The 13,158-nt window shown below is 62.7% G+C and carries 4 protein-coding genes; 2 read left to right on the plus strand and 2 right to left on the minus strand.

The window, feature by feature from the left end:
- Positions 1–56 precede the first annotated feature (56 nt).
- Positions 57–1,589, plus strand: a complete 1,533-nt coding sequence (gene nuoM, locus HB675_RS12720; RefSeq protein ID WP_213878679.1) for an NADH-quinone oxidoreductase subunit M — start codon at positions 57–59, stop codon at positions 1,587–1,589.
- 7 nt (positions 1,590–1,596) lie between these two features.
- Positions 1,597–3,069, plus strand: coding sequence for an NADH-quinone oxidoreductase subunit NuoN (gene nuoN / locus HB675_RS12725; protein ID WP_213878680.1), 1,473 nt, complete (start codon positions 1,597–1,599; stop codon positions 3,067–3,069).
- Between the two features lie 48 nt (positions 3,070–3,117).
- Here the strand turns inward: nuoN and HB675_RS12730 are convergent, their stop codons facing one another.
- Both HB675_RS12730 and HB675_RS12735 read right to left on the minus strand, forming a co-directional pair.
- Positions 3,118–7,725, minus strand: a complete 4,608-nt coding sequence (locus HB675_RS12730) for an NEL-type E3 ubiquitin ligase domain-containing protein (RefSeq protein WP_213878681.1) — start codon at positions 7,723–7,725, stop codon at positions 3,118–3,120.
- A 93-nt stretch (positions 7,726–7,818) separates the two neighbouring features.
- Positions 7,819–13,143, minus strand: coding sequence for a DUF6543 domain-containing protein (locus HB675_RS12735; RefSeq protein ID WP_213878682.1), 5,325 nt, complete (start codon positions 13,141–13,143; stop codon positions 7,819–7,821).
- Between the last annotated feature and the right edge of the window lie 15 nt (positions 13,144–13,158).

A 13,158-nucleotide genomic window follows, 5' to 3' on the forward strand; every position in this document is an offset into this window, starting at 1 on the left:
ATGAATCCTGCCACTGCGCAGCATCCAGCTTCTCTTCAAAAGGAAATGAGCCTGTCATGATTTTGCCCTGGCTGATCCTGATCCCCTTCATCGGTGGCTTCCTGTGCTGGCTCACGGAGCGCACCGGCCCTACCGTACCGCGCTGGATTGCGCTGCTGACCATGACCCTGGAATTGGCCCTGGGCCTGTGGCTCTGGGCCCACGGTGACTATCACCTGGCCCCGGCCCCTGGCGCAGACCCGGTCTGGGCCATGGAATTTCATGCCCGTTGGATCGAACGCTTCGGCATCAGTGTGCACTTGGCGCTGGATGGCCTGTCGCTGCTGATGATCCTGCTCACCGGCCTGCTGGGCATGCTTTCGGTGCTGTGTTCGTGGAAAGAGGTGCAGAACCACGTCGGCTTCTTCCACCTCAACCTGATGTGGATCCTGGGCGGCGTCATTGGCGTATTCCTGTCCCTGGACCTGTTCTTGTTCTTCTTCTTCTGGGAAATGATGCTGGTGCCGATGTACTTCCTCATCGCGCTCTGGGGTCATAGCTCGGCGGACGGCAAGAAGACCCGGATCTACGCGGCGACCAAGTTCTTCATCTTCACCCAGGCCAGCGGCCTGATCATGCTGGTGGCGATCCTTGGCCTGGTGCTGGTCAACTACAACACCACGGGCGTGATCACCTTCAACTACACCGATCTGTTGAAAACCAAGCTGGCACCGCACACCGAGTACATCCTGATGCTGGGCTTCTTCATCGCCTTTGCGGTGAAGCTGCCCGTGGTGCCGCTGCACTCCTGGCTGCCAGACGCCCACGCCCAGGCGCCCACGGCCGGTTCCGTGGACTTGGCGGGTATCCTGCTGAAGACGGCGGCCTATGGCCTGCTGCGCTTTGCATTGCCGCTGTTTCCCAATGCCTCGGCCGAGTTCGCGCCCATCGCCATGACCCTGGGCCTGATCGGTATCTTCTATGGCGCCTTCCTGGCGTTTGCGCAGACCGACATCAAGCGCCTGATCGCCTTTTCCAGCGTCTCGCACATGGGGTTCGTGTTGATCGGAATCTACTCCGGCAACGCGATGGCCCTGCAAGGTGCGGTGGTGCAGATGCTGGCTCATGGTCTCTCGGCAGCGGCGCTGTTCATCCTCAGTGGCCAGTTGTACGAGCGCCTGCACACCCGGGACATGCGTGAGATGGGCGGGGTCTGGTCACGGATCGCCTACTTGCCCGCCATCAGCCTGTTCTTCGCCGCCGCGTCCCTGGGCTTGCCGGGCACCGGCAACTTTGTCGGCGAGTTCCTGATCCTGATGGGCACCTTCATGCATTCGCCGGTCGTCATCACCATCGCCACCTTCGGCCTGGTGGTCGGGTCGGTCTACTCGTTGATCATGATCCACCGGGCCTACTTCGGGCCGGCCAAGTCCGACACGGTCCTGGCCGGCATGGACGGTCGCGAACTGACCATGGTGCTGGGGCTGGCGGTCCTGCTGGTCTGGCTCGGCCTCTACCCGCAGCCATTCCTGGATACCAGCGCGGCGACCATGCACGGTGTCAGCCAATGGCTCGGCACCGCCTTCACTCAACTCGCTTCGGCCCGGTAAGAGCGCTATGGACCTGACGATTCAACACTTTATCGCGCTTGCTCCGCTGCTGATCACCAGTGCCACCGTTGTGGTGGTGATGCTGGCGATCGCCTGGCGGCGCAATCATTCGCAAACCTTCCTGCTGACCTGCGCCGGGCTGAACCTGGCGTTGCTGTCGATCCTGCCGGCCCTGAAAGTCACTCCCATCAGCGTGACCATGCTGTTGCAGGTGGACAACTTCGCAGCGCTGTACATGGCGCTGATTCTGGTGGCCACGCTGGCCTGCGTCACCCTTGCCCATGCCTACCTGGGCGAAGGCAGCGGCGCGGGCTTTCCGGGCAATCGCGAAGAACTGTACCTGCTGATTCTCATGTCGGCCCTGGGCGGCATGGTGCTGGTCTGCGCGCAGCACCTTGCCGGGCTGTTCATCGGGCTGGAACTGTTGTCGATCCCGGTCTACGGGCTGGTGGCTTATGCCTTCTTCAACAAGCGTTCGCTGGAAGGCGGCATCAAGTACATGGTGCTTTCGGCCGCCGGCTCCGGCTTCCTGCTGTTCGGTATGGCGTTGTTGTATGCCGATGCCGGTACCCTGACCTTCGGCGGTATTGGCCAGGCATTGGAAGCCACCGGCATGCCGAGCCTGCTGGCGCAACTGGGCCTGGGCATGATGCTGGTGGGCTTGGCGTTCAAGCTGTCGTTGGTGCCTTTCCACCTGTGGACCCCGGACGTCTATGAGGGCGCCCCGGCGCCGGTGGCGGCGTTTCTGGCCACGGCCAGCAAGGTCGCGGTATTTGCCGTACTGGTGCGGCTGTTCCAGCTCTCCCCTGCTGCGAGCAGTGGCGCAATGAACGACGTGCTGTCGATCATTGCCGTACTGTCGATTCTGGTAGGTAACCTGCTGGCGGTCGTGCAGTCCAACATCAAGCGGATCCTCGGTTTCTCCTCCATCGCCCACTTCGGCTACCTGATCATCGCTTTAGTGGCAAGCAAGGGGCTGGCGCTGGAAGCGATCGGCGTGTACCTGGTCACCTACGTGCTCACCAGCCTGGGCGCCTTTGGTGTGATCACGCTGATGTCGTCGCCCTACAGCGGCCGCGACGCCGACGCGCTGTACGAGTACCGTGGCCTGTTCTGGCGCCGTCCGTACCTGACCGCCGTGCTGACGGTGATGATGCTGTCGCTGGCAGGCATTCCGCTGACGGCAGGCTTCATCGGCAAGTTCTACATCATCGCCACAGGCGTTGAATCGCACCAATGGTGGCTGACCGGCGCGCTGGTCATCGGCAGCGCCATTGGCGTGTTCTACTACCTGCGGGTGATGGTGACTTTGTACCTGATGGAGAAATCCCTGCGTCGTCGCGATGCGCCGTTCAACTGGGAACAGCGCACCGGTGGGGTGATGTTGCTGGCCATCGCCATTCTGGTGTTCGTGCTGGGTGTGTACCCGCAGCCCTTGCTGGATCTGGTGCATCACGCCGGCTTCCAGTTGCCGGGCTGAAGCCTCGACGCCAGACAAAAACACCCCGCCTTGTGCGGGGTGTTTCGTTCACAGCTCGGTCATCTCCACCTCCTGTTTCAACGCATCACGTGTGTGCTGCATGACCAGCTTGTGGATTTCCCTGTCGCGCTCCTTATTGAGACTGGCGCTGCGTTTGATAAAAGTGGCCTCACTGATAGCGCCGCTGGCGGCATCGGCACTCGCGACCTCCAGGCGCTTGTGCAAGCGCTCGTCGATTTGCGCAAAGGCGTCTTTGAATATCTTGAGTCTGCGCGTGTTATCTACCCAGAAATCCCGGGCCGCAATTGACGCGACCATCTGCTCGGAATCATCGAGCGCGAAAACGTCAGCCTGTGCCTGCGCAATGCTGGCATCGCTGACGCCAGCCAGCGCCTCGAATCGCATCTCTTTTGGCTGGCCGGGCAGATCCAGCGCATCTGCCAGCGCCGTGCGGTACCGCAGGATAACCTCGACCTGGTCGGGAATCATGTCGTCAGTACGAGCCGCAATATCCGCATAAGCGATCTTTTGCACCTCGTCCAACCGGAACAAGCCCTTGGCGAGCTTCAAGAGCGGTCCCTCGCTGGCCTCACCACTGCCATCCACCCTCGCCTCATGCACCAGGGTGCTGACCTCAAGGGTGCTGAACAGATAACTGGCACCGTCACCGCAGGTGCGCGGATGGCCGGCCTGATTGAACAGCTCTTCACGCAGTGCGGTGTGCTCGTATGCCGCCTCGATCACTTTACGGACCCGCTCGCGCAGCCCCGCATAACCGATGCCGCGATATTCTGCCGAATCCTTGAGCCCTTCGATCACGTCGAAAAACGCTTCGCACTGTGGCTCGGTTGCCAGCGCTTGCCACTTCTCTACAAGGCTCCCAGCAGCCTCTTTGGGCATACCCGCAACCCAGCGTTGCAACCCGGTGCGCCCGACCGGCCCCGCTGCCGACCATGCCTCCGGCCAGCCGAACGCATTACCGCGAAGCTGCGAGTAGACCCGGATTCTGCGTAACGCTTCGGGCCCAAGTGGGTTATCCGCCAGAAGCGTGCCTCGGTTGATTCGCTGTACGCGATCAAGGGTGTCAGTACCTGGGGCCAGCACTTGCTCAGGCACCTCGGTCAGCTGATTGCCGCGCAGATCAACGGTTTCCAGCATAGGTAGCCCTAACACGCTCAGCGGGTACTCCGACAGCTGGCAGCGCGGCAGGATAGCGCCGCGCAGCCTCAGCAAGCGAGAGACCTCAGGCGCTCGCCCCAACGGGTTATAGCTCAGGTTCAACTCCATCAGAGTGGGCATCAAATCGAGTATGCCTTGAGCCTGGTCCGTCCAGACGAGGCCGTTGTTGTTCAGGCGTAATCGAGTCAGTGCGGGCAGCTCGGTCAACGTCTCAGGCAGGGCCGTCAACGGGGTCTCAGTGATGAAGAGATGGCGCAACTGCGGACAGCGACGCAGTAAAGCGTCAGGCGGCTCGCTCAACAAGGTACGGTTCATGCTGATCCGTTTGACAGAGGCAAAATCAGCCGGCAGTGGCGGCATGCTGCGCAGGTCCAGCCCATCGAGGTTGAGCTCGTGGCCCACTGCCTGGCCATCGGCGGTCACGACAGGGGGTGAACCGCGCCGCCATGCTTGCTCCAGGGCACTCGTCACCTCTCCCCGATGATACGCCTGGCGTTCATCGCCGGTTTCGGTGCGCCATGTCTCAAGGCGCGGCAGCCACTCGGCCAATTCGCTTTCACGCGCCAATAGCCACTCCTGCAACAACGACTCTGACACGCCCACTTCGGCCATCAATGCATCAATCTGCGGCGCCTCTAGTGAGGGGTATAACGCTTGCATTCGCGCTCGATGGGTGGCGGGTAAACGACCGCGGCCACTGGCCGGGTACCCGACCCGACGACCGACCCGCACCGGGCGTTGAAAGGCGCCGCGACGCCGGCGGATACCTAATAACTCGGCTGCCTGATCACGATCCAAAGCGGAGATGGAGGGGTTATTGCCCCAGGCAGCCTTCAATACCTCGGTGTCGGCGTTACTCAAAGCAGGCTGGTAAAGCCCCGCCATGGCGCGGCTGATCCGTTTCTCGCGCAACAGGGCGCGCGCGGCTTCGCCCATCCGTAGCGGTACTCTGCCTGCGTTCAGCCGCTTGAGTTCTTCGAAGGTCGCACCTTCGAGCAGCTCTCGCCGTTGAGCCTGCTCAAGACCGGGGAAATCACGGCCGATAACGGCTTCGCCGGCTTGAAGCGGCAGCCGGTCAGGTGCAGGCGGCTGCAGGTGATAAACCTCCTCGAACAGATCGCGGCGTACTGCACGCAGGTGTTCGGCCAACTGCGTGCGCACCCCTGCAGCCTGTCGCGTAACATCGGACGCCGCGCCGCCCGCCAGGCGGCTGGCGTCTTCATCGCCCAACGTGAGGAGCAGTTTTTCGATGCGATCGGCGTGCACAAAGTCATGACGCGACATCGTCACAGGCTCACCCGCGGCCGTTGCAGGCATACCGTATAGCTTGAACTCGCCCCATAGCTCCGGGCCTTCGAATACCTTGAGCATCCTGTCAGCCGGCCAGCCCGGCAGCTCAGTCACCCGCTCGACCGGCAAACGGTACACACTGGTGACCGGCTGGCCCGCACCCAGCGCCTCGATCACACGGTCTATCTCTCGGGCCGCAGCAAAGCGCTGCAAAGTATCGGTCAGGGCCACAGGCACAGCTGCCTGGCAGGTGACCATTGCACGCAATATCGGCTCCTCGACATCGGCGATCCTCAAAGCCTGGTCCAGGTCCGCCTCCTCCAGCACCCATGCTTGTGGCTCCGCTCGGCGCAGCAATTTATAGCGATCCCAGGCGAGCGGTTCCTCACCCTGATGCAGCCATCCGCTACGAGCCGAACCTCGCAACATCGGCTCAAGACTCCCCGGCGCGGCCGGCCGCACGATCAGACGCTCGCCGGTCAACGCATCGAGCCGCGTCGGGTAAAATTCGCCGTCGAGTGGCAGGTATTCCACACCACCCAGGGCGTAAAGCCCGCTCGCATTGGGCTGCCAGCCAGTGTCGACGGCAAGATCGGCCGCATAAGGCGTGATGTCGGCATTCCATAGCCGGGTCACACCATCCGGCCCCTCGGCTCTGAGTACGTTGTCGGTAAAAGCCGCCACATTGTTCGACGCCCACACAACGCCGTGCACCGCTCCCATCAGCCCCAGGTTCAAGGCGATACCTGTCAGGTGGCTCCAGCCCGCAGCCTTGTCTCCCTCGGCCAGGTCCGCCAAGCCGTGATACAGCTCGTTCATGGTCTGCGCAGCCATGACCGACATGAGCGTCGGACCCAGCACCGGGATGAACATCGCCGCTAAATTGAGCAGGTCGATGCCACTGTCCAGATACCCTTCCCAGCGGTCCAGCGTGTCCAGCTGATCGACCCGCGCGGTGGGGATCGCCTGGCACTGGCCCTGACTCAGCAGCCACAGCCGGTGACGGCGCTGCAGGTGGTCGAACAGCGGCATTTCACAGGGTTGGGTGTCGACGGCCAGGTTGGGGTGGGTGTCCAGCAGCCGCTTGGCCAATCGCTCGCTGATGGGCACGCGCATATTGAGGTTGATCCGCCCGAGAAACTCGGTCAGGTAGGCGGCGTCATCCAACCGCCCCAGCAGGTCGCGCATGAACGCACCACTGTTTGCGTAGCGTTTGAGCGGCACCTGCGAGTCGCCCGGTATCCAGGCGATGCACGGCTCGGTGCTGTGGTTGTCGATGGGCACAAACAGCACCACGTCGTGCAGTTCGGCCCCCAGCACGCTCATGCGTACGGCTTTCATCGGCTTGTCGGCGCACGTCAGTGCCTCGCCGTCGTGGCAACGTTCGAGCAAGACAAACGCAGCGGCGTCGATATCGCCCTTGAGCAGCGCCACCTGGCAGAGCGTCGCGAACTCGGCCTTGCGCAGCTCCACCAGCGCCGCAGTGACCGCCCCGGGGGCAAAGGTGGCCGTCAGGTAATCCTGATACAGTCGGCCCAGGTCCAGCTCGCGGCACAGGGTCGCAAACTCGGCCGGTTTGATGGGCAGGCGCGCCTGGGGTTTGAAGCGAAACAGCGGATAGGGGTTGCTCTGGGGCTGCAGCTCGATGAAGTCCAGCTGGAAATCACCGTAGTTCTGCGGCGCCAGGCGCAGCTGCTCGGGGGTCACGTTCTCGATGTCATAGCCGTTGGCAGCGACAAGCCCGGCGTTGGCGTCGAACGTCTGACCTTCTGTGAAGTTATGCAGCGCGGCCAGCAGCAGGCTTTGCTCGACGGGCTGGTATTGCTGCATCAACCCGGCAAACGACGCACTGCCGCGCACGTACACCAGTGAGTTGGCGTGCACGTCGAGCTCGAGGTTGAAGCGCTCCTTGATTCGCGCTTGCAGCAAGCCTTCGGTGAACGCCATCACGGTCTTGAACGAGGGGATCAGCGCCGAGACAGTACGGCGGCACGCGGCGCGCCGAGCCTGACGCGTCAGCAGCGTCTGGCGCTGGGTGTCGCTGGCCGAGGTGAACCAGAGGTCGGAACCGACGCTCTGCTCCAGCAACAGCGTGTCGCCCAAGGTGGCGAGGGTGTCGCGGTCGAGTGCCTTGACCCAATTGGGCAGGCGCTCGGCGACGAATAAGGTGGTGGGATGAAGGGTCATGAGGCAGGCGTCCTGAAGAAGAGGATCGACAGGACACCAGAGGGTGCGCGGGCCAGTGACCTATATATTGCTGGGGTCAGGAAAGTCCGGGCATCAGTCCAGATGCAGGGCCTCTACCATGGGCTGAGTGAGCTCCAGACGCAAAGCCGTCAGCGCTTCTTCGCGGCGCTGATTGACGACCTGGCTCAGCAACCGGGCGTCGTCATCGTTCAATAACACCCGCTGCGGTTGATTCTCCGGTTGCCACGGCAGATCGGGCAGATAACTGCGGAAATCCTGCAAAAGTGTGTCAGGCAGGAGAACCTCATCCGGCACATCACGGCTCAGCTCGAAGACAGCGGCGCCGTACTCTTCCCACCTTGTGTCCAGTTCGGTGAACGCCTGGGGATATAAGCGTCGCAGAAACGAGCGCCAGTACGGCTGCCCCTCCAGCCAGGTCAGCATGCCCTGGCTGGTGAGAAGGCCCTCGACCAAGCCGGCCACTGTGTTGACTGTCGGCGCGCGCAGCGTCTCGGTATAGAGCATGTCGAGAGGGGCATTGGGCAAATCGAACCGATCGGCCAGTGCCCAGCGCAGGGCCAGACGCAATTCAACTTCATCCGGGGCCGTTTGCAACTCTTCGTCAGTGATCATGTCGCTGGGGTGCAGATACTGACGGCCAGGTGCCAACTCCTGAGCGTTCGCAGCCAGCTGCGGCGCAAGGGCCTCCTCGGCATTGGCCGGCGCAAGGTAGATGTGACTGCGCCGCATCACTCGACCATTGATGATCTCGCGGGCGAATCTGTCGACCAGATCCAGTGTGTACAAGCGCCTGCTATAAGGCAGCGCGGGCATGAAATAGATCAGATCCGGACCGTTTTCGTCCGTCAGAAGCCGGTAGATCTCCACCAGATTTTCAGCCTGGTTGAACACCAGCTGCCGGCCATCACCGCACGTTCTTTCGGCCTCCTGCGCGAGTTCGAACAGCTCGTGGCGCAGATCCGTGATCCCCGGCCGCGGTGGCTGGGGGGTCAGACCTTCGACCACTCGACGCAGGCGCGCGCGCATACCCACTGGGTCATGCCGGTAATCAGCGGTTCGCGAGACAACTTGCAGGATATCCATGAAAGCCTCGGCACCGGGCTCATCACGCAGTGCCCTGAATCGCGTGGTCAGCTCCTCATCGGCGGTTTCCATCCATATGGGTGGATTGGCCAGCAGGGGAGTGATACCGATCTCACGCAAGCGACCTATGCTCGCCGAAGACAGGCGGGCATCGTCCATGACCAGATGGCGGAAGGGAAATGGTCGCTCTGGCCCGGCAAACCGCGCCGCTAATAACGACGGCACTTCGGTGATGGGATTTTGCAACAACCACACTTGTTGAAGTGCCGGTGGCTGGGCCGTCAGCAAGGTCTGCAGGCCGTCCGGCCACTCGGCAATCCCGGTGAAAGAGAGCTCCAGATAAGCCAAGGCACGCAGATTTTCCAGGTGCGGCGCTCGGCCCAGTCGATTACCGGCCAGATTGAGCGAGCGCAGTTCAGGCATGTGATCGAAAGCACTGGCAGCCTGCTCATTCAGCACAATCTGGTTGTCTTGAAGATCCAGCTCTTGCAGATTCATTTGCGCAAGCACTCGGAAATCGGCGGCGGTCAAAGCGAGCTGGGCGTCGCGCATCACCAGCCGCCTCAGGCTGGTCAACCGATTGAGGGCCAACACACCCTCCCCCGAAAGCACCAATGGATTGCGACTCAACTCCAGGGACAGCAGGTTCGAGCGTTCCAGGGGTTCGAACATCTGCGCTTGCCAAGCGAGGCTGTTGTCGCTGAGGTCTAGCACGCGCAGACGCCCCATCGCGGATAGCTGACTGGGCAGGCCCGTCAGCCCGTTACCTGGCAGGTACAGACGGGTCAGCTGATTGAAGGGCAGCAAAAAGCCTTCGAGACTTTGCCTCGTGAAACCCATTCGGCCCAGGTCCAGCCAAAGGAGGTGATCCATGCGGGCAGTCAGGGTCGGTAACGCTCCAATCTCCAGTCCCGAGAGATCCAGGCCCAACCCCGGCCGGACGATACGGGGGGGGATCGCGGTCGCCGGTTCTTGGCGCCATGCGGCAACGATGCGCGCATGCGCCTCTTGACGGGCGGCTGCCTGCGCCGGTGATGCAAGGTTGACCCATTCATCGAGTGTTCGCAGCAGCACCTGGTGCTCCATCTCCAGCCGCTGCAGCCCCGTATAGAGATCTCTGCCCAAGCGGTTTCTGATGCCGGTCAGCCCTGGCTCGTCCATGTTGGGATAGAGCGCCCTGAGGCGATTCTGTACGGACCCGTCATGCTCCAAAAAACGCCCCCAGGTGCCCAACCGGCCACGCCCGCTGGCCTCGTAACCGATGCGGCCATCAATGAGCCGGGTCGGAGGTCGGAAGGCCATCGGTGCCTCGGCTTGACCCAAGGCGCGGGCGCTGCGCAGACGCTCGGTAAGGGCCGACTCGGCCAACACGCGCTCCAACGAACCACCGTCTTGCAGGGAATAACCCAGCGCCGTCCGATCTGCAGGCAGCATGACCGTCAGCAGCGCCTGGCCCAGGCTGGGGGTTTCAGGCAGCGGTCGACCGTTGCTGTCGTAGGGCACAAAACGACCCTGACTGTGGCCGATCAGCCGAACCTGCCCAGCCTGTGCCGAGCCCGAGGCGGCCAGCAACGGCCCCGCGGCAGTGCCATCGCGCAGTTCTATGCGCGCGTCTGCGCCCCACCCTGGCTGGTGTTCCAGCGCGGCCATCAACACCCGTTGACTGTCGCCAGTGCGCCCCGGGAAGTAAGCGGCATCGAGCAACGCCTGGTTCAAACGCCTCTGTCGCTGGACGCGATGGGCCTTCTCGGCAAGCCGCAACGGGAGCCGCTGCTTCTCCAACAAGGCGCGTTCGGCGGTGGTCGCGTCAGCGAGCACGGCACGTGCCAGCCGCTCGTTCAAAGAAGGAAACCGCCCGGTGACGACCCGCTCGGCTGCATCCGGCAAGGGCGCACTGCCAATGCCCAAATTGCCCTGCTCTTGCGCGGTGTGCCATTGCTCGAACAAGTCGTAGCGCTTGCCTTGCAAATGGTCGGCGAGCCGCTGTTCGATCTGTCGGGTCTGTTGGGCTTCGGTTTCGGCCATTGTCTCGCCGAGCAGGCTGCGAACCGCTTCTTCACCCATTTTGATGCGGATATCGTCAATACGCGCCCCTTTGCCAAAATCCTCGCGCACGACTTCTATACGCCGGGCGTTGAATGACTCGAGGTCACCATACTCGGTGAACGGCCCCCAAGCGTCGCTGCCGTCGAAAACCTTCAGCGCCAAACCTTCGGGCCAGTCAGGGAGCTCCACCAACGCCGCCACAGGCAAAGGATACGGGCTGGTCAGCGGCTGCCCGCTTCTCAGACCGGCGATCACCCGGTCCAGCTCCTGAATCGTGGTCATCCGTTCGAGCGTGTCAACAAGCGACCAAGGCACCGGCAAACCTTGGTCGAGCGCCTTGCGCACCGTGGTTTCATCGACATCGGCAATCAGCATGGCCTGCTCCAGGTGCGCATCGTCCAAGGCCTGAGCCTTGGGTTCCATGCGCCTCAGCAGTTGATAACGGTCCCACGCGGCAGGTTGATCGCCTATATGCAGCCAACCATTGCCGCCCGCTTCGTCCAAAGAAAGCGGGCACGCCTGGGCGTCACTCGGATGGACGATGTGTCGCGCGCCGGTCACTGAGTCCACCTGGGTCGGATAAAGCCGGCCATCCCTGGGCAGGTACATCACCCCCTCGACCTCATATAGCCCCATGGCGTTGGGTCGCCAGGCCGGGTCGATGAGCCGGTCGGTGGCATAGGGCGCGATATTTCGGTCCCATAAACGGGGGACGCCGTCAGGGCCTTTGAGTTGGAGCAGTTCGTCGGTAAAAGCCCCCACATTGTTCGACGCCCACACAACGCCGTGCACCGCTCCCATCAGCCCCAGGTTCAAGGCGATACCTGTCAGGTGGCTCCAGCCCGCAGCCTTGTCTCCCTCGGCCAGGTCCGCCAAGCCGTGATACAGCTCGTTCATGGTCTGCGCAGCCATGACCGACATGAGCGTCGGACCCAGCACCGGGATGAACATCGCCGCTAAATTGAGCAGGTTGATGCCACTGTCCAGATACCCTTCCCAGCGGTCCAGCGTGTCCAGCTGATCGACCCGCGCGGTGGGGATCGCCTGGCACTGGCCCTGACTCAGCAGCCACAGCCGGTGACGGCGCTGCAGGTGGTCGAACAGCGGCATTTCACAGGGTTGGGTGTCGACGGCCAGGTTGGGGTGGGTGTCCAGCAGCCGCTTGGCCAATCGCTCGCTGATGGGCACGCGCATATTGAGGTTGATCCGCCCGAGAAACTCGGTCAGGTAGGCGGCGTCATCCAACCGCCCCAGCAGGTCGCGCATGAACGCACCACTGTTTGCGTAGCGTTTGAGCGGCACCTGCGAGTCGCCCGGTATCCAGGCGATGCACGGCTCGGTGCTGTGGTTGTCGATGGGCACAAACAGCACCACGTCGTGCAGTTCGGCCCCCAGCACGCTCATGCGTACGGCTTTCATCGGCTTGTCGGCGCACGTCAGTGCCTCGCCGTCGTGGCAACGTTCGAGCAAGACAAACGCAGCGGCGTCGATATCGCCCTTGAGCAGCGCCACCTGGCAGAGCGTCGCGAACTCGGCCTTGCGCAGCTCCACCAGCGCCGCAGTGACCGCCCCGGGGGCAAAGGTGGCCGTCAGGTAATCCTGATACAGTCGGCCCAGGTCCAGCTCGCGGCACAGGGTCGCAAACTCGGCCGGTTTGATGGGCAGGCGCGCCTGGGGTTTGAAGCGAAACAGCGGATAGGGGTTGCTCTGGGGCTGCAGCTCGATGAAGTCCAGCTGGAAATCACCGTAGTTCTGCGGCGCCAGGCGCAGCTGCTCGGGGGTCACGTTCTCGATGTCATAGCCGTTGGCAGCGACAAGCCCGGCGTTGGCGTCGAACGTCTGACCTTCTGTGAAGTTATGCAGCGCGGCCAGCAGCAGGCTTTGCTCGACGGGCTCGTATTGCTGCATCAACCCGGCAAACGACGCACTGCCGCGCACGTACACCAGTGAGTTGGCGTGCACGTCGAGCTCGAGGTTGAAGCGCTCCTTGATTCGCGCTTGCAGCAAGCCTTCGGTGAACGCCATCACGGTCTTGAACGAGGGGATCAGCGCCGAGACAGTACGGCGGCACGCGGCGCGCCGAGCCTGACGCGTCAGCAGCGTCTGGCGCTGGGTGTCGCTGGCCGAGGTGAACCAGAGGTCGGAACCGACGCTCTGCTCCAGCAGCAGCGTGTCGCCCAAGGTGGCGAGGGTGTCGCGGTCGAGTGCCTTGACCCAATTGGGCAGGCGCTCGGCGACGAATACGGTATTGGGAGAAACAGTGGTCATGGGGTGATGCTCCAG

The sequence above is a fragment of the Pseudomonas sp. dw_358 genome, from assembly GCF_018449655.1.
Lineage (GTDB): Bacteria > Pseudomonadota > Gammaproteobacteria > Pseudomonadales > Pseudomonadaceae > Aquipseudomonas.